The organism is Kitasatospora sp. NPDC057015, from assembly GCF_042673745.1.
GTDB lineage: Bacteria > Actinomycetota > Actinomycetes > Streptomycetales > Streptomycetaceae > Kitasatospora.
The window spans coordinates 1-18371 of record NZ_JBHUSG010000013.1 but is presented as its reverse complement, the minus strand read 5'-3'; the positions used below and the strand labels follow the sequence as shown (position 1 = coordinate 18371).

Sequence of the window (18371 nt, the reverse complement as noted above, 5' to 3'; positions counted from 1 at the left end):
CTCGCTGAGCCCTCCGGCAGCGGTTCGCATTCTGGGCTGGTCAGGAGTCGGGAGAATCGCCTTGCAGTTAATTCCGGTCCGTGAGCGCGTCGCGGGTGGCATGGAGTTTCTTGAGGGTGTTGGCGACGTGCATTTCGACGGTGCGTTTGGAGAGGGAGAGGGCCTGGGCGATGTCCTGGTTGCTGGCGCCGTCGGCGAGGAGTTCGGCGACCTGTTTCTCGCGGGGTGAGAGTTCGGTGCCGTAGCCACGACGGCCACGTGGTGTGGGGCGGGCCAGGCCCAGATCCCGCAGGGCCTGCTGGCAGCGCGCGGCGTCCGCGACCGCCCCGAGGGCGGTGTAGGCGGTGCCGGCCTGCGTGTATCCGGTGGCGGCGGTGCCGGGGGCGGTGGCGACCCGGGTGGCGGCGAGGAGTTCGGCGGCCTGGGCGGCGTGGTAGGGCCGGCCGATGGTGTCGTAGAGGAGTCGGGCGCGGTCGAAGTGTGCGGCCGCGCCGTCGGCGTCCGCGCCGTGCTGGAGGAGGAGGCCACGCGCGAGGTGGACTTCCGCCTCCATGGCGGGGGCGTCCTTGCCGACCAGGACCTGCTCGGCCGCCGTGACCAGATCCCGGGCCCGGTCCTGATGACCGCAGGCCAGGGCCGCCCTGACCGCGATCGACAGCAGCTCGCCGGCCTGGAGCCACACCGGGACGTCGTGCAGGAGGTGCAGGGATGGGGCGACGGCGGTCCAGGCCGCCTCGGGCTCGCCCCGGGCGAGGTGGATCCGGGCGATGCCCGCCGCCGCCCGGAAGATCGTGTCGTCCTCACTTGCCCGCCTTGCCCTGGCGGCCACCTTGCCGAGCTGATCCAGTGCCCTCTGCCACTGCCCGCGGGCCGCACTCAGCGTTCCACCCTGCAGCAACGCCTCCAGCCCGATGATGTCGACCTCGGGGAACTCCTCGCCCCACCGCGCGATGTCCTCCTCCAGGGTGCTCCACCGGCCGGCAAACCAATCCAGCCACAGGAGGGAAAGCCCGCTGAAGCACTCCAGAAGGTGGTGTCCCAGTCGCTGTGCGAGGTCGCAGCTCTCCTCCAACAGCCTGTTGGCCTGCTCGTCGTGCCCCATCCGGATCGCAGCGGAGCCCGCGTTGTGCAGGCCCCTCGCGGTATGCGACATGACCTCGCGGTCAGCCGATCCGCGGGGAAGCTTCTCGAGCATTTCCCACATCGCGGGGTCGCCAGCCGTGGCCAACAAGGAGAGGCGGGTGGCACACACCGCGGCCCACACGCGCTCGTCCGGAGCGCCCTGCTCGACCTGTTGCGTCAGGGCCTCCAGGCGGTCCATCCACACATGCGTCGCCCCTTGGCAGCGGTTCCGCTCGTCAACGGCGAGGGCGTTCATGGCGCGGGCGGCGAGGTCCGGCCGGGAGTCCAGTTCCTGCACGGCCCGCTCCAGCTCGGCCAGGCCGGAGTGGTCCAGGGCCTGGTTGAGCAGGAGCAGCCCCAGGGTGAGGCGGATCTCGCCGCGGGCCGCGGCGGGCAGTTGGGGGTCGATGAGGATCTTGCGCAGGGTAATGGCCGTGGCACGTTCGACGCCTTCCTTGGCGATGCGGGCGAGTGCGAGGGCGGCGCGGGTGCGCAGATCGCCTTCGAGGTCGGGCTGGGCAAGGATTTCGTTGATGAGTGTGGCGGCGGTGCCGTCGTCGCCGACCGCGATGGCCTGGTCGGCCGCGGCCTCGGCCTGGCGCAGCCACCCCTGGACGTCGCCGAGTGCGCGCGTGTGGTGGGCGATCTGGACAAGCGGAGGCGAGGGTCTGGTCCACAGGGTGCGGACGGCCTGGCGGTGGAGGGCTTCCCGGCGGGGGCCGAGGAGGTCGCGGTAGACGGTCTGCTGGGCGAGGGTGTGGCGAAAGCCGTAGCGGGCGGGGGCGCTCTCGCGCAGGAGCGTCAGCTGCAGGGCTTCGGTCAGGCCGGTGGCGGCCCGGTCGGACGGCAGGCCGGCGACCTCCGTCAACAGGCTCTGGTCCGCCGGAACGGCGAGGACGGCCGCGGCCTCGACCATCGCCATGCCCTCCGCCGTCAGACTCGCGAGCCGCGCCGCCAACGCCTCCCGCAGATACCGGGGCACCTCCGCCCCCGTCAGCACCGCCACATCATCACCACCGCCGGGATCCCCGGCAGCTCCCGTGCCCGGCCGGCGGCTACCCCTCTCGAAAGCGCGGGGACCGCGTCCGCCGGCCTGTCGGCCTCCGGCGCGCAGCGTCTCTTCGTGTCGGTGGTGCAGTTGCAGGGTGAGGAGGTCTTCCTCGACGACGAGGGGCAGCCCGGCGCTGCGCTCGTAGAGCACGCGGGCCAGCCCTCGGGTGGCCCGGTGGCCCAGGACGGTGGAGGCCAGTTCGAAGAGGTCGGGCTCGGCGAGGGCGTCCAGGTGAACTTCGACGCCGGCGGTGCCGACCGGGCGCCGATAAGGGGCGCCGAGCACAGGCGTATCGGGGGCCAGATCCTCTCCGCGGTACGTCAGGGTCAGGGCGAGCTTCTTCGGCGGGTCGCGGGCCAGCAGGAGGAGTAGTTCCCGGGTGGCGTCGTCGACCCAGTGCAGGTCCTCCACCACCAGAACCACCGGGCCGATCGCTTCCAGGACCGAGCGCACCGCGCCGACCAGCTGGAAGCGCCGGCTGCGGGCGTCACCCGGTTGGTCGGGGGCCGGGGGCAGGTGCCTGGCCAGCTCCGGCAGCAACGGTGCCAACGCCCCGGCCTGCGGATTCAGCGTCTCCGGCGGAGGCAGCCACTCGGCGACCGGCCGCAGGGCCTCCAGTACGGGCCCGAAGGGCAACGGCTCACGCAGCGGGTGGCAGAAGCCGGTCAGCAGGCGAGTTCCCTGACCGGCCATGGCCGCGGTGGCCTCCCGGACCAGACGGGACTTGCCCACCCCTGCCTCGCCCTCGACCAACACCACCGCCGGCAGGCTCCGCAACGCCGCCCTCAGCAGGGCCAACTCGTCCTCGCGGCCCACCAGCACGAACCCCCGCTCGCCCTCCACCGCTGGACGACCACCACCGGAACGCATGGCAGAACCACCTCTCTCCAACAACGCTAACCCTGGCTCTGGTCATTGGCCACGACGGACCCGAGGGCGAACACCGCACGCACTCACCACCCACGCGCCGACGCGGACCGGTGGGCGGTGAACCGCCCCAGTACTGGGCGCCTATCGCTGCTGAGACGTACCGACCCGATGGTTGGGAGTTCCCGCGGCCGCCACCTCCGGGGCCGGCAGTGTAAAGGCATGCGCCCCTTCCGCCCGGTGGGATCTACCGCAGGCGCGGACCATTCTGGTCCTGGTCCTGGCGGACCTGCGGCGGAAGCAGATGGACCGCCGTCGGTGGGCGAAGCCTGGGTCTGCCGCGTCATGTCCGGCTTGACCCGGCGGGTCGGCGCCGGCAGAGCAGCGCGGGCGGGCTGCCCGCTACTGGCACCGGTCGCGGTGGACCTGGTGGCCGGCTCGGCTAGGGCCGGCGACAGCGTTCCTCGGTCAGTGGCTGCTCGGACCGGGTGGCCTCGGTGGTCATCCGGCGACGCTCGGTGAGCACTGTGCCGACCTGCTCGGGGGCGTTCTGCCGGGCCAGCGCCTGTCGTCCCAGCGGGGGAGGTCTCGGTGAGGCAGGTGGCGACCGTACGCATGATCTCGGCCTGATCGGTCTCGGGCAGGACCCGATAGGCATCGGCAGCGAGCTGGCAGCGGGCCTGCTGATCGGGATCGCCGGTGGCGGCCACCGTAGCGGTCGGCATCGTGGTGATCCTGGGGGACGTGTTCGTGGCCAGGCACCGTCACCACACGGAGATGCCCGACGTCTTCCGCGCCGCCGACGCCTACCTCACCACCGCGACCACGACCGGCTCCGCCCTGTGGGAGGCGATGGCGTCCGGCTGCCCGCCCATCGCTCTGACCCGCACCGGCGCGGAACACGCGATCGTCAATGGCGGCTACGACGCCAACGGCTGGATCGCCGACGCCCGGACCGAGTACCTGGCCGCTGCGATCGCCCAGGTCTGTATCGCGCCCGCCGAGCGGGGCCGCCGCGGTGCCGCCGCCGCCACCTGGGCCCGCCGCCACCTCCGCTAGACCTGCGCGCCCCGCACGGCGCGCCGTTGGCACCGCCATGCCCGAACCCGAACCCGAGGACCCCATGAACGCGCCCCAGCCCGCTGCCACCCCCGCCCCGGCCCGGGCCGCTGGACGCCGCCCGCCCCCGGCGCCGTCTACCTCGTCGTCCGCCGCCCCCAGCCCCCCGCCGCACAGTGAGCACCCCGCCCGCGCCGATGCCTCGCCGCATCCCCGGCCAGAAGCTCCCCGCAGCCCAGAACAGCCCCGCAGCGGGAAGTGGACTCGACATGTTCGAACCCCGCGTGCCCGTCACCACCCCGCTCGGCCGCCGCCCCCTCGTGGACCTCCTGCGGCCCACCACCCCACCCTCGGCAGGATCGCCGATACCCGGCCCGACGAGGACCTGACGGCCGCCGGATACGTCGACCTCGCCCACCACTATGGCGACCGCATCGGCGGCAACTCCCCGCTCACCCCGACCGCCGGGTACAGCAAAGCTGGCCAGGGCGGCGAACAGCGCATCGACCGCGCCTACGCCGACCCGCAGATCGCCCGCGCACTGCTGTCCTTCGACGTGGTCCGTGCTCTCGAACACATCAGCGACCATCGGCCGCTGCTCACCGAATTCGACCTGGACCGGCTGCGTGCCGCCGTCGGCGCTGCCCCGTGCTGACCCTCACCGCGACGACCAGCCGCGCAGCAGTGTTCAGCTCGTCGACTTCCGGGACCCGCTCATTCGGTTCGTCGTCGCCGTCCACCTCGTCGTCGCCTTGGAGGGCTGCACGGTCATCCGCCGGACCCCGCCCCGCAGCGGACCCCCGCCGTGATCCACAGCCAGCAACTCGCCGATCGTGAAACCGATTTACCCGAATCGAGTGAGAGTGCCGCCGACACGCCGCAACACCCCACCGCCCGCTGACAGGATCAGTGCCGCACCAGCAGCCCCCTCCTTGCAGCCTGCCGACCGGCACCGCTGTAACCCGAGCACGCCCGCCGCCAGAGCCCGCCGACCGCGCCCAGCCGCCCCGGCTATCCGCCCTGCCCGCACGCACCTGCCGCCCAGCCGCCGAACCAGGGAGCAACGTGACCGAGACCAGCCAGACCCCCACCGGGGTAGCCGACACCCAGACCGACGACGAACCCGATCAACGCGACGAGGAGTTGCGCTACAGCTTCCCCGGAGACAAGCGTCGAGAAGTCGGCGAGTCCATCTCCACCCGCACCATGATCCGGCGCCTACCGGAGTTGATCCGACGCTCCCTTGCCCTCGCCTGGCACGCCGACCGCCGCTCCGCCCTGCTGCTCCTCCTCGCCCAGGCTGCGAGCGGCGTGTTCGGAGCACTCGCCCTGTACGCGACCACCGGCACCCTCACCGCGCTCCTGCAACCCGGCCCGGTGACCGACCATCTGCGCGAAGCCGCAACGTCGCTGACCGTCCTGACCGCCTCCGCTGCGCTCCGGGCCGCCCTCGGTATCGCGGTGATGACGCTCGCTGGCCGAGTCGCGCCCCGCGTCAACCGCAAGGCCGACTTGGCGCTCATCGAGGCCGGGTGCTCCGCCGAACTCGCCGCCTACGACGAACCCGCCTACAACGAACGCTGGGAGTCCTGGCCACGGCCGCCGGAGTCCTGCACGACTCACTCATCTCGCTTGCCTGTGCGCTCATCTGCTGGAGAAGGCTCAACAAGCCAACGGCGTGATCGTGTTACGAGCTCTAAGGCACTGGAACTGGGGGAATGGAAAGATCGGCCCCGCTGTTTCCCGAGCCTTGCACTACGTAGCCGCCGCCTCCGAGCGGCTCAGAGCGCGCCAACAGGTCTTCAACCAATCCGCGAGGCCAAAGGGTTCCGACGGACCACTTCACACCCACAAGGTTGGCGTCGGTCAGGTTGGCGTCGGTCAGGTCTGCGCCGCGCAGGTCCGCACTGCGCAGGTTGGCGTTGACCAGGGTGGCGTCGCAAAAATTCGCGCCGCGGAGGTCCGCACCGCGCAGGTTGGCGTCGGTCAGGTTGGCGACGGTCAGGGATAAGCGGTGGGCGCTGATCGAGCCGGTGATCTCGGCGTGGAAGGCCGAGCACGCCTCCCCGACTGGGCATCAGGGTCCTTACGAGATGCGGGAGATCGTCAACGCGATCCTGTACCAAGGCAGGACCGGCTGTTATTGCCGGTTCCGGCTCAGGTCGATGCCGTCCTCGCGCTGGGTTGCCAATCCGGCGATGACGGCGAAGGCCCGCTGCCGATATTCGGTGGCGGCCCCGGGCTGTCGGTCGGCGTCCAGAGCGTCGGCGGCGAGCAGGTACGCACCGGCGAGCGCGGCCCCGTACTCGCCCGGATCGTCCGCCAGATGAGGACCGACCGACGAGACTGCCTCCGTGGCATCCCGCCAGGCCCCCGCTACGTCGCCGGGCAGCAGACCTTCTCCCCGCTCGACCAGCATCATCGACAGTCCCGCCCGGGCGGCAGCCGTGCCCGGATGCGCAGGCCCCAGCACCCGTTCCCGGCCTTCCACTACGGTGCGCATCAACACGATGGCCTCATCGGTGCGCCCGGCGTCCCAGTAGGAGCCGGCGAGGTTGTTGCGGGCGCTGAGAGTGTCGGGGTGAGGCCCGACGAGACGCTCGAAGTCGGCCAGGACCTGCTCCTGTACCGCGATGGCCTCATCGGTGCGTCCGGCCCGGCGGTAGGAGATGCCGAGGTTGGCCCGGATGGTCAGACTCTCGGGGTGGTCGGCTCCGACGATGCGCTCGGAGTCGGCCAGGACCTGTTCCTGCATCGTGATGGCTTCCTCGATGAGCCCGGCGTCCCGGTAGGACCCGGCGAGGTTTCCCCGGCCGATCAGGGTCTCGGGGTGGTCGGGGCCCAGGACGCGCTCGTAGTCGGCCAGGACCTGTTCCTGCATCGTGATGGCTTCCTCGATGAGCCCGGCACTCCGGTAGGAACGGGCGAGGTTTCCCCGGGTGGTGAGGGTGTCGGGGTGGTCGGGGCCCAAGAGGCGTTCGCGGTCGGCCAGGACCTGCTCCTGCAAGGCGATGGCCTCATTGATGCGCCCGGCCTCCCCGTAGGAGCCGGCGAGGTTTCCCCGGGTGGTGAGGGTGTCGGGATGGTCGGGGCCCAAGAGGCGTTCGGAGTCGGCCAGGACCTGCTCCAGCAGGTTGATGGCTTCTGTGGTGCGTCCGGCCTGTCCGTAGAAGTCGGCGAGGTTTCCCCGGGCGATGAGGGTGTCGGGGTCGTCGGGGCCCAAGAGGCGTTCGGAGTCGGCCAGGACCCGCTCCTGCAGGACGATGGCTTCTGTGGTGCGTCCGGCACGTCCGTAGGAACTGGCGAGGTTGCCCCGGGCGATGAGGGTGTCGGTGTGATCCGGTCCCAGGAGGTGCTCGGCGGTCGTGGCGAGGTGTTCCCAGTGCCGGGTCGCGGCCTGGTGAAGCCCTGCCTGGAGAAGGCTGACACCGGCGCGGAGAAGAACCAGGTGGACACCGTCGGGGGGACACCAGAGGGCGTCGGCGTCGTGTTGGGTGAGGCTGTCGGTATTGGTCCTCAGAGCGGCGGCCAGGTTCCGGTCCAAGTTGTTCTCCTCGGGCCAGACGGCGCAGAGGGCGTCCGCCGCGGCCCGGACGAGGACGCGCATGCGGGGCCGGAACCGGTCGCTCTCGCGGACGGCGCGTTGGACGAGCCGGTGGACGCGCACCGTCCCGTAGCCGATGGTCCCGTTCTGCTGGTCGGCGGTGGTGTGGTCGATGAGGTTGAGGCGGTGCAGCACACGCAGCGCGTCCTCGGCGTCCTCCTGCGGCACGAGGCCGCTACCGTCCCGGTCGCCGCCCGCCTGCCCGGGTAACTCCTTGTCGGCGGCCCACGCCGCCCGTGCTGCGCCGCCACCCTCGTCGGCGGGCGCCGCCTGTCCGTCGGTGGTGAGGTGGACACGGGCTGCCTCGTTGGTGAGGACGGTATCGGGGATGTGGTCGGGGTTGAGGAGCGCGGTGAGTTCGAGCAGCGGCCGGGCCAGACCGTACGGGTGCTGTGCGTCGGCCTGTTCGACGGAGATGTCCCACAGGGCGGCGACGGTGCGCCGCTGCTGGTCGGGGCCGGTGATGTCCGGCAGGCTCCGGTCCAGTCGCCTGGCGCGGTCGGCGAGCATGACGCGGTAACGGGGGATGCTGCGGCCACTGTTCACGAGGTAGGCGGCGGCCAGGGCGAGCGCGATGGGCAGGTGCCCCAAGTCCTCGGCCAGCGCCGCGAGGTGCTCGTCGCCGTCCCCGAAGCCGGCGCGCTCGGCCCGTTCCAGGGCCCCGCGCAGATAGGCGACGGACTGCTCGGGGGGGTAGAGGCCGAGGGGCAGGAGGGTGCGGGTCGAGGTGGTCCAGTCGGCGTCGCGGCTGCGGGTGGTGATCACCGTCCGGCCCTGGGTCTCGTCGGGGGGCGGCAGGAGACCGGTCAGCGCGGTGGGTGAGGCGACGTTGTCCAGCACGATCAGCCATTTGCGGCCGCCGCCTTCGAGCCAGGTGAGGAACCATCGTGCGGCGTCCTCCGTGTCCTCCGTCCTGAACCGGCCGGGCTGCACCGCTTGGGCGGCTTGGGCGTAGGTGGCGATGATGGCCTGCGGATCGGCGGCGTTTACCCACACCACCAGGTCCACCACCTCGCGTGCCCCTGCGGGGGAGTGCCCGCCGGTCCCGCCCGGCTCTACGGGCGCCGGCCCCGTGGACGGAGGGCCGGGGGGAGCCTGTGCCGCGGCGCGGGCTGCCTGCCAGACCTGGCGGGCGTAGTGGGCGGCGAGTTGGGTCTTTCCGACGCCGCCGGTGCCGGTGATGACCTGGCCGAGCACGGTCGCGCCGCCGTCCGCGAGTGCCGCCTCCAGGGCGTCGACCTCGGGACGGTGCTGGAAGAACCCGGCGCGGCCCGGGATCTGTCCCACCTTGACCGGCCACTCCACGGCCGGGGCTGCGCTGTGATGGTGGTTGGTGATCGTCACGTCCCGGCCGGCGGCGATTGCCCCTCTGTCCGCCGTGACCTGCACCGGTGCCGTCCCGGTGCTACCGGTGTCAGGCACCGGGACACGGTCACGGTCGCCTACCGCGTCCTGTGCGGCCGTGGGGCTGTCGCCCTCCGGGGGCTTCTTGCGCCAAGGCCAGGTCGGGGGTGGGGTCATGGCCGGTTCCTTTGGGGGTCGATGCCGTGGATGTCGTTGCCGGCGGCGATTGCTCCGGGGCCGGTGGCGCGTACGTCGCGTACCTCGCTCCGCGGGGCGGCGCCATCTCGGGCGGCGGACGGCGGGCCGGGTTCGGGCGGGGCAGCCGTAGTGGGGGTTTCGGTGGGTAGCTGGCCAGCTCCGGTCACGGTGATGTTTCTGCCAGCGGCGGTCGATCTGGGGCCGGTGGCGTGCACGTGGCGCGTCTCGCTGCGCGGCTGCGGGCCGTCGCCATCGGGCCGGTCCGGGCGCCCGGCCATGCCTGCGGTGTAGTCGTTGCCGGCCGCGGTGCCTCCGTTCTCCGCGTGCACCCGGATCTCCCGCACACCACCACCATCGTCGGTGGCAGGCGGTGTCTGCTCGCCGCCCGTCGGGGCGCTGTTGCCCTGGTCGCGCAGCAGTCCGCGCACCGTGACCGCCAGGCCCACCAGCGCGATGAGCGCGCCGCCCACACTCGCGACCTTGTCCGCGCTCTCCAGGTCCACCAGGACCGCGACCGCCACCAACCCGGCCCCGGCCGCTGTGAACAGCCCTGCCGCACTCCACCACACCCACCGGCGCATCCGGCGCCCACCCCCAACTCCTCGCCAGTACAGCTCCCGTGGCCAGGAGTGTCTCACCCGTCGGCCCGTCCCGGGTCGAGAATCGGTGCGCCTGTCGTCGGCGGGTGCTCCTATCGCTGTCAAGCCGTTGGAGCGAGGCTGGTTTGAGTGATCTATGGGGCGCGCGTGTCAGGGCGCGATAGACCTCGGGGGCGACGAATCGCTTGAGGCATCGCATGATGTCGCTCTTGGACAGGCCTTCCTCGGTAAGGCGTTCGACGTAAGCGAGGGTGCGCGCATCGAAGCGCATGCGGGCCAGGACGATGGTGTGGAGGGCCTTATTCGCGGCCCGGTCGCCGCCGCGGTTGAGACGGTGGCGATGGGTGCGGCCCGAGGAGGCGGGGATCGGGGCGACACCGGCCAAGTCGGCGAACGCGGCCACCGAACGCATCCGTTCGGGGTTGTCGCTGGCGTAGGCCTCGAGCTGGCCCGCTGTTCGGTGCCGACACCGAACAGCGGGTGGCGTCGCAGAAGTCGATCCGTGGCCCCTCGGTGGCCACGAAGTCAGAGAAGGTCTGGATCGTCGGCATCGTCCGACTGTAGGGCGCAGCCCGACCAGCCGCGACTGGGTTCGTAGTGCCCGGGGAGCCCCGAGTTGAGGCCGCCTGGCGAGGCGGGTCTGCGGCCCGGCACGGGTGGGTGCCGGGCCACAGACGTGGCCAGTGCTACGAGCGGCGGTTGCCCGGCCGGCGGCGGTTCGCCATCCGGCTGCTCGCGGCACGCCCCGGCTGCGCGATCAAGCGCACCGTGCCGGTGGAGGGGACGTTGGCCGCGATCCGGCGGCGGCGGGCGGCGGCGCGATGCAGCTCGCCGACGCGACGGGAAGGGTAGAGGGGAGCGGCCGGGTCGGCCGCGATCGGCGGCTCGTCGGCGGGAAGCGGCTGGCCGGGCCGGGCCTTTCGCTGGGCCACGGTCTGGCGAAGCAGGTCCAGGACGAGGCTCAGGGCCAGCCCGAGCACCTTCCAGGCGTTCTCGTCGGTGATGAGCGAATGGACGACGTGGATCACGTCGGAACCCCCAGGGTTGTAAGTATCTACCGGGATGGCGGAGTTGTTGTCGGCACGTCCGGCTGGCGGCCGGCGGTGCCAGTGCGCACGGTGCTGTCGGGTGTTCGGGCCGACGTTGGCCCGGCGTGTGCGAGATGCCTCTAGTGCGACCTGGCCTGGGGTTTCCGCAGGCAGGGGCGGTCGGACATACTGGGGGCGCTCCTGTTCAGTGAGATGGGCGGCGAGCCGCACTCGCGGAGCCTGAGAAACCGCGCGAGTAGCTGGAAGTGATCTGAGGCCGGGGGCGGGAACCCCTGGCCTCAGTGCTTGCTGGACGCGAATCCGCCTGTGTCCGGGTCGGGCCAGATGACCTCGATGGTCCCTTCTGAGTCCGTTGCCGCCACGCGCCCGAGCAGCTCGCGCACCACGAGGTCGCCGCGCGCAGGTCGCACCACAGCGCAATCCCAAATACCCAAGGAATCATGCGAATTGTTGTGACCTCAGGTGGCGCTCTCTCATCTTGCCGTGGTTGCTTCCCGCTCCGCCGAGGCGGGTGAGGAGGTCACGTCGATCACGGTCCATGAAGTCGGCCGTACCGGCTGGCAAGGAAGTTTTCTGTTGCGGGAAAGAGATCGATGAGCCGGAAGTTGTTGCCCTTGATCTTCTTTCAGCATTCGCGTTATGGACATCTTCGATTTGCATGTGGATCAAGTGCCCTCGCATGCGGAAACGCCAAGGCGCACCGGCAGTGCTCCACGGCCATCGAGCACCAAAGCGCTGGCAACGAATCAAGAAAGCTGATAGGTCAGTCGGCAATCCATCTGGAATCCCTGATTGTCACTGAAGGCGGAACCTGCCACAGTGTTGGCAACACATAAAGAGGAAATCAGCAACGGCCGCAAAGACATTCCGGCTATTGAGCGATTCCCTTCGAGGTGTAATCCAATCCCCATTCAGGCAGCCTCTCACAGTGGTCCTGCCTTCTAATGGAAGGTGTCTTGCCATGGATACCCAGGTTCTCGAACCCGTCCCCGAAACCGCACTCGCAACCCCGGCCATGCGCGGACGCACCGGCCCGGTCGGCATCAAGCAGCTGGCCGTCAAGCTCGGCATCATGATGGCCGTCGTGGTGAGCCTCTTCACCCTGACGCCCGCCACCCAGAGCCACGCTGCCCAGCGGCAGATCGACCTCTACGTGGGCAGCAGTGGTGCCTACGTCGGCAATGTCTCGGTCTACCGCGGCCAGTACCCCAACGGCGGCGCCACCGTCGGCCAGCGCCTCACGTACGGCCAGGTGACCGCGGGTGGGACGTTCTACCGTCGGCTGTACTTCGACGACAACTGGGGCTGGACCATCTACGGCGCTGCCTCGTTCGGCAAGAGCCGGTGGTTCGTGTTCGGTCAGGGCTCCGCGGACCGGGTGTGCATGTGGTTCAGCGGTACCACCATCGTCGGCTTCAACTTCTACAACTACAACTGCTGATCACAGCAAGCGGGGTGTCTGTGCCCGGGAGCATTCTCCCGGGCGCAGGCGCCTGCCGTCATCGGAGCCACCCGTGTACCTGCGGAGGCTCGTATCACGTAGGGCGCGCGGAGGAATCATGTCGAGCAGCAAACGAGAAGCGACGGCAGACCGGACGGGCGCTCCCCATACGCTGCGCCCTGGTCGGGGAAGCGCCGGGCCGATGAGCGCCGAGGCCGAGGCCGATGGCCCCCGTTCTCGACCCAGAGCCGATCCACGACGGTCCACTGCCGGCCGTCTGCGCCGAGGAGGCTGGGCGGTGTTCACCACGGTGGTGGTCTTGGTGGTCGCAGGTCTCGTCATCACCTCCATCAGCTACCGCTCGGGCGGGACTCCGAAGGACGAGGGCTGGAAGCCGACAGCGATGCCGTCACGCACCGGCGGGCCTCCGCTGCATGATTTCGGAGCTATCGTCCCCACCGTCACCGGGGAGTTCGGCAAGCGGGCGGACATCACCCTGCCCGACGCCGCACCCGACGGCACCTTCGCCGCCAGGACCCTCATCGAGGGCACCGGACCGGTGATCACCGACAAGACGTACGTGAACGTCGCCTTCACCGCGAAGAACTGGACGACCGGAGCGAGCATCCCCGGCAGCTACGACCAGGGCGGCACTCCGCACGTCTACCAGAACGGCGTGCACGAGGTCGTGCCCGCCATGGAGGATCCCCTAGTCGGCCACAGGGTCGGCAGCCGCATCGTGGTCGCCGCCCCGCCGGCGGCGGCCTTCCGCGACGCAGGCAACAAGGAGATGAAGGTCGGCCCGAAGGACACCCTCGTCTTCGTCCTCGACGTCCTGGACGCCGCCCCGCCCGCCGGCACCGTCCAAGGGCAGATGACGCCCGCACCCGCCGACATGCCGAAGGTCACCGCCGACAGCGCGAACCGCCCCCTCATCGCGGTGTCCTCGCAGGTGCCCGCACCCACGGCACTCAAGTCCACGGTCCTCGTCAAGGGCACCGGACCCGTACTCGGCAAGAACCAGCCCGTCGTCGTCCAGTACACCGGCGTCCTCTACGCCAACGGCAAGCGGTTCGACTCCTCCTTCGAGCGGGGGGAGGCACTCGGCTTCATCATGGGCGGCCAGCAGGTCATCCAGGGGTGGGAGGACGGCCTGATCGGGCAGACCGTCGGCAGCCGTGTCGAACTCGTGGTCCCGCCCGCTCTCGCCTACAAGGACAAGGCCAGCGGCGACATCCCTCCGAATGCCACTCTGGTGTTCGTCGTCGACATCCTCCTTACCGGCTCGCCGGTAGAACCCGTAGGCTGATATTTCCCGGACGATGGAAATAGTCTTGGTCTCCGCAGCACCCGCTGCGGAGACCAAGACTTTGTGGTAACCGGCCTGGCGTTTCACTGTCGGGTTCTTCCGCCTGATCGCGATCAAGCAGCGTCCGCCGACAGGTGGCACCGGATTCATTCTGCTCCCGCACATCGATGCCGATGGCAAGCGGACAGCACCTTTCCGGTCACTTCTGGAATCAGTGTCGGTGGAGCAATCGGAACCGACTCCGCGACGCGGCGGGGGAAAGGTGCACTCCGGACCGGCCATGACCCGCTGCGCGGTGAGTCTGGGAGGGTGGGGAACGGGAGGCTGGCCCGGACCTGGGCATCCTGGGTGCTCCGCGCGTCCACGCGGCCGCCGAGGCGCCCGCCTCCGTAGGCAGGCCGGCCCCGGCGCAGAACGTGTCGCACCGCACACGGAATCCAGCCCCGGACGTGATCGTGTCGGGCCGGCGGCGCGGGGCGCCACCACCGAATCCGCGACAGAGCCGAAGCAGTGCAGCCGACATGCCGTGGGGCCGACGTCAGCCGTCCTCGCTGCTTCCGCAGGTATCGGTGGCAGGGCCGCCGGATCCCTCAGGTAGGGCGGGCGGACCCAGGCGCAGGCGGCTCGCGGCCATGCGGATAGCCTTGAGAGCGGCTGCGACGGTGGGGACCGTGGCCATCTCGGGCCACAGCAGTGCATAGGTGTGGCGGGTCGGCCAATTACGCAGGGGACGGGCGACCAACTGCGGGTCGAGATGGAAGGCGAGAGCGAGCTCGTCCAGGAAGCCGATCCCGAGACCCGCGGCGACGAGTTGCTGCATCGCGAGAACATCACCCAGCGAGGCGGCGATCCGAGGCCGGCAACCCCGGCGGGCACAGGCCGCCACGAAGGACTCCTGCCGGCCTACCAGGACCCAGTCCTCGGCACCCAGATCGGCGAGATCGACCTCCTCGGCGGAGGCGAGCGGATGGTCGTACCGCATGATCACGCAGCGGCGCTCACGCAGCAGCGGCACCGACAGCAACCGGCTCTCGCCCTCCGGCGCCAGGTCGTCGTCCCAACTGCAGAGCAGGCCAAGGTCGGCGTCCCCGTTGCGAAGGAGGACCAAGGTTTCAGAAGGATCGACCTGGTCGATCCTGAGATTCACCCCGGGAGCGTACTCCTGCAGCAACCGCAGAGCCCCTGGGACCAGGCCCGAACAGGCGCCCTGGAACGCGGCCAGCCTCACCTGCGCCATTCCGTGCGGTTGGAGGGACGACAAGCTCTCCTCGGCTGCGCGCAGCACGGCCAGCGCGGTGAGCGCGTGTTGGGCCAGTGACTGTCCTGCGGGAGTCAGTTGGACACCTCGCCCGACCTTGACGGCCAGCGGCACGCCGGCCCTTCGCTGGAGCTGCGCCATCTGGTAGCTGACGGCGGACTGCGTGTAACCGAGCGACAGTGCGGCGGCGGTGTACGAGCCTGTGCGCGCGACCTCTACGAGAACCCTCAACTGACGAAGGTCGAACATGATGCCATCCGGTTGTGACTCGCTGGGTGACCCGACCCTCGGCTACGTCACCGTGCGAGGAGCGGCTGTAGTGGCCTCTGAAGGCAACGATGGCCAGGTCAGTTTGAAGGTCCGCCTGAGCGGACGTGCAGTTAGGCCAGGCTGCAGGCTCAATCGCTTCGCGGGGCGTGCTTGGGTGTTGCCCCGGGGTGTGGATCAGCCGGCCACGGGCTAGCGTCGATGCCCTCGCGGGCCAACGCCGCGAGGTGCACGCGGGCGCCAGCCGCCATGAGGGAGGAGAAGCCGTAGCTCATCTCGATCACGGCCGGCCACCTCCTCCCCCGCCTTCCCGCGAGGGAATGCGTATCCCGCGGTGACAGCCGGGAACTGGACGGGGGCGTCGCGGCCCCGACTGTGGGAGGCCGCTCGCTTGGCGCTACGGGCTCCGTGGCCGGTTTCACTGTCCGCCGACAGGCAGCACCACGAGGTTCCGGGCTTGGGGTGCGAGGGAAGCGCCATGGCGACAACACCGGAGCGGGTCCCGCGTGTTGGGGTGGAGCTCAGGAATCGAGCGCTAGGTGGGCGCATCTACGACGGGGCCAGGGCGATCGGACGACGTGGTGCATGGTGCCGTGCTGATCGACCGCCCAGAGTGCGTCTGCTGCGGTTCCGCGGCGGGCCATCCGCACGATCGCGGTCGTGCCGTTCGGCAGGAGGATAGTGCGACCGACCCAGACGGGCCATGCGGGGTCATAGCTGGACAGCACGACACTCACCATCCTCCGGTCTCGGCCCCGCGGGGAGGCAGTTCGAGCAGGAGGCAGCCCGCCTCGTCGAACTGCCGGGCCACCGAACTGGCCTGGCCGTCGTCGAGTGAGAAGACAAACGGGCCGGGGATCAGCACGACCTGGTAGCCGCCGGCCTCGACGAGGCCCACCAGCTGCTCCAGCGCGGGACGCGGATGCCGGGAGCGGCAGCCGTTGTCGATGAACACGGCCGGCTCCGGGAAACCGATCCTCTCCGCATAGAGACACAGCGCCCTGCGGTGGGTTTCCATCTGCCACCGGTCGTACGGGTAGCACCTGAGGTACACGGCGGCACGGACGGGATGAGAACTCTCCACGGCGGACATGTGGTTCAACCTCCTCCGGCGAGAGAGGTTCCGCATTTCTCGCTTGATACCACGAAACCTCGGTCAACTTCTTCTCCCTCCATGGAAGCGAAGCAAGATGACGAATTCCAGTAATTCCGACACCCGAAAGGGTCACGGAATATACCGATCCCCGGGGAATCAACAGTAAATACCCCGTACGCGATTATTAACGGAGTTGCAAATAGCAGCTGGAGCCGCCGTCGTGCCGGACGGCTCCGATCCAAGCGCCAGCGCTCCCGCTTGCGTGCGCATCCCAGATCCGGTCGTTCTGCACCACTCCCACCAGGACTGATGCACCCACCCCGGGCCGCAGCCGCAGGAGGCCTGCGTGTCCCGCGACGACGTCTTCAGACAGGCCCACGAGGGCCACTACGGGGTGTTTTCTGCCTATTCCCCGGGTGCCGGGCCGGACCGTGACGGCATCCACTCGGTCCGGCTCTGGATCTCATCCCCCGGGTGCGTTTTCCTGGAATCAGGAGGGAAGCCCCCGGGAAGCCCTGGCGATCGAGGCCGGGAGGACGGTGGCGCCTTCGTTCCCCCGAGGAGGAGGTCGACGGATGTGGAAGACAGCACCGCCCAATTCGTCCCGGGTCGCCGCCTACCTGCGGTGCTACCCCCACGACAGATGGCAGATGGCCCCACATTTCTACGCCCTGAGCCGGCTTGCGGAATCGATGGGCTTTGACGAACCGGTGCTGTTCATGGACAACGGGTACCGCTACGAGGGGCGCCCCCCGGCGCTCAACCGGCTGCTGGACTTCGTGTCCGCAGGCCGCTACCGCGTACTACTCATCCCGGGCCCGTTCGTCTTCGCCTTGGACGACCGCATGGCCCGGGCCGTGGCCATCCGGTTCGACAGCGCCGGCTGTCGGGTACTGGAACTAGCCTCCCCGCGAACACGGACGAACCGTGGCGGGCCTCAACCTGCACCGGCGACCGGATGCCGGTGATGGCTCACCGCAGCAGGAACCGCCCAGATCCGGTGCACCGGCACCTGCGGTCCCGGCAGCATCCCGATCGTGGGTCGGGGTGGTTGGGGGTTGGTTGTGGTCGTGGCGTGGCGTTGGTTGAGGATGCTGCGCAGTGCGGGGTTCATGGGGTACCACCTGCGGCTTCGGCCTGCTTGTTTGCGGCGTCGGAGCTGTCCGGTCTCGGCGTACATGGCGGCGACGTGGGCGAGGAGTGTGCTCTGGGCGTCGAGGATGTCGGTGCGCAGGTCGGCGCTGTTGCCGGTGACCGTTGCGGTGGCGAGGAGGTCCCCGTCGGGGTGGGGGCGCCCGGACAGTGCCTGGACGGTGCACACCGGGTTGGCGCCGGCGAGCAGCGACCAGGCCACCGGGTCGGCGCCCGTGTAGTCGGGGAGCGCGCCGGGATGGGCCCGGATGGCCGCTGTTCGCGGGATGTTCAGCAGGCTGGGAGGAAGGGTGTCGTGTTCGAGGACGACGAGCAGTTGTGTGTCCCATTGCCGTATGTGCTCCTCGACCGTGTTCCAGTTCCGGGGGCGGACGGTGAGCGTGGGAATGGGCTCGGGCGGGGGGACGGGCGCGCAGCGTCGGGCCGTGGGGTGGGCGGGTGGGTACCAGTCGTCGGTTGGCATGGGGTCGTGGTCGTGCAGCACCACGCCTTGCAGTGGCAGGCACGCGCGGCGTGCCGCGTCGAGGAAGTGGGCCAGGGCCGGGCCGGTGCGGGTTGCCAGGACGGTGACCCGGCCCTGGAGCGCCTGTGGGGTGACCAGGGCGGGCAGGCGTGCGCCGCGCCGGGAGGGCAGCGCGGGCAGTGGGTTGTCCTGCATCGTCTCCAGTGCTTCAAGGGCGCTGTCGGCGAGGTCCAGGGCCCGGGAACTGTGTCCGCGTGGCCGGCCCGAGAGGACGATGACGGTGGCCAGGTCGAGGACGGCGTTGAGGTAGCGCGCGTCGCCGCTGCGGCGGGTGATGGTCATCCAGTGCTCGGCGAGGCGCAGGAGCAGCCAGAGGTGGCCGTCGTCCGGCGGCTGCGTGGCGTCGGGGTTGCGGACGATGGGCGAGGTTTCCACGGCGTGCAGGAGGGCGCTCTCGTCGGCGTCGTCCGGGTGGGCGGTGTCCGCCAGGGC

At 70.2% G+C, this 18371-nt stretch carries 13 protein-coding genes and 2 pseudogenes; 6 read left to right on the top strand and 9 right to left on the bottom strand.

The genetic code is table 11. The features are described 5' to 3' along the window. Positions 1–67 precede the first annotated feature (67 nt). Positions 68–3043, bottom strand: coding sequence for an ATP-binding protein (locus tag ACFTWP_RS15275; RefSeq protein ID WP_380264991.1), 2976 nt, complete (start codon positions 3041–3043; stop codon positions 68–70). A 696-nt stretch (positions 3044–3739) separates the two neighbouring features. Here ACFTWP_RS15275 and ACFTWP_RS15270 point away from each other — a divergent pair. Both ACFTWP_RS15270 and ACFTWP_RS15265 read left to right on the top strand, forming a co-directional pair. After that, positions 3740–4099, top strand: coding sequence for a glycosyltransferase (locus tag ACFTWP_RS15270; protein WP_380264990.1), 360 nt, complete (start codon positions 3740–3742; stop codon positions 4097–4099). 64 nt (positions 4100–4163) lie between these two features. Then, positions 4164–4754, top strand: coding sequence for a hypothetical protein (locus ACFTWP_RS15265; protein ID WP_380264989.1), 591 nt, complete (start codon positions 4164–4166; stop codon positions 4752–4754). Between the two features lie 1041 nt (positions 4755–5795). Here ACFTWP_RS15265 and ACFTWP_RS15260 read toward each other — a convergent pair. Further along, complete coding sequence (locus tag ACFTWP_RS15260; protein ID WP_380265142.1) at positions 5796–6074, bottom strand: pentapeptide repeat-containing protein; 279 nt, start codon at positions 6072–6074, stop codon at positions 5796–5798. Between the two features lies 1 nt (position 6075). Here ACFTWP_RS15260 and ACFTWP_RS15255 point away from each other — a divergent pair. Next, a pseudogene (locus ACFTWP_RS15255) lies at positions 6076–6240 on the top strand (transposase); the annotation flags it as partial. Here the strand turns inward: ACFTWP_RS15255 and fxsT are convergent. The 4 genes and pseudogenes from fxsT to ACFTWP_RS15235 all read right to left on the bottom strand — a co-directional run bounded on the left by fxsT (position 6240) and on the right by ACFTWP_RS15235 (position 10872). Continuing rightward, positions 6240–9125 (bottom strand): FxSxx-COOH system tetratricopeptide repeat protein, encoded by a 2886-nt coding sequence (gene fxsT, locus ACFTWP_RS15250; RefSeq protein WP_380265141.1) that lies wholly within the window; start codon positions 9123–9125, stop codon positions 6240–6242. The pseudogene ACFTWP_RS15255 and the gene fxsT sit on opposite strands and share 1 nt — an antisense overlap. A 95-nt stretch (positions 9126–9220) precedes the next feature. Next, positions 9221–9748 (bottom strand): hypothetical protein, encoded by a 528-nt coding sequence (locus ACFTWP_RS15245; RefSeq protein ID WP_380265153.1) that lies wholly within the window; start codon positions 9746–9748, stop codon positions 9221–9223. 256 nt (positions 9749–10004) lie between these two features. After that, a pseudogene (locus ACFTWP_RS15240) lies at positions 10005–10298 on the bottom strand (transposase); the annotation flags it as partial. Between the two features lie 232 nt (positions 10299–10530). Beyond that, positions 10531–10872: a hypothetical protein gene (locus ACFTWP_RS15235; protein WP_380264988.1), complete on the bottom strand. Its 342-nt coding sequence runs from the start codon at positions 10870–10872 to the stop codon at positions 10531–10533. A gap of 982 nt (positions 10873–11854) precedes the next feature. On the opposite strand from ACFTWP_RS15235, the gene ACFTWP_RS15230 reads away from it, so the two are divergent. Together ACFTWP_RS15230 and ACFTWP_RS15225 are read left to right on the top strand one after the other, a co-directional pair. Then, positions 11855–12334 carry a hypothetical protein gene (locus ACFTWP_RS15230; protein WP_380264987.1) on the top strand — a complete coding sequence of 160 codons (480 nt, stop codon included), beginning with the start codon at positions 11855–11857 and terminating at the stop codon, positions 12332–12334. 298 nt (positions 12335–12632) lie between these two features. After that, complete coding sequence (locus ACFTWP_RS15225) at positions 12633–13643, top strand: FKBP-type peptidyl-prolyl cis-trans isomerase (protein ID WP_380264986.1); 1011 nt, start codon at positions 12633–12635, stop codon at positions 13641–13643. A gap of 538 nt (positions 13644–14181) precedes the next feature. Here the strand turns inward: ACFTWP_RS15225 and ACFTWP_RS15220 are convergent. Together ACFTWP_RS15220 and ACFTWP_RS15215 are read right to left on the bottom strand one after the other, a co-directional pair. Then, positions 14182–15150, bottom strand: a complete 969-nt coding sequence (locus ACFTWP_RS15220) for a LysR family transcriptional regulator (RefSeq protein ID WP_380264985.1) — start codon at positions 15148–15150, stop codon at positions 14182–14184. A gap of 751 nt (positions 15151–15901) precedes the next feature. Beyond that, on the bottom strand, positions 15902–16123 hold the full coding sequence (locus ACFTWP_RS15215; protein WP_380264984.1) for a hypothetical protein: 222 nt from the start codon (positions 16121–16123) through the stop codon (positions 15902–15904). A 716-nt stretch (positions 16124–16839) separates the two neighbouring features. Between ACFTWP_RS15215 and ACFTWP_RS15210 the strand changes: the two genes are divergently transcribed. Continuing rightward, complete coding sequence (locus ACFTWP_RS15210) at positions 16840–17232, top strand: hypothetical protein (protein ID WP_380264983.1); 393 nt, start codon at positions 16840–16842, stop codon at positions 17230–17232. Here ACFTWP_RS15210 and ACFTWP_RS15205 read toward each other — a convergent pair. Continuing rightward, positions 17202–18371 (bottom strand): hypothetical protein (locus tag ACFTWP_RS15205; protein ID WP_380264982.1); only part of this gene is annotated, 1170 nt, incomplete at its 5' end. The two genes, ACFTWP_RS15210 and ACFTWP_RS15205, sit on opposite strands and share 31 nt — an antisense overlap.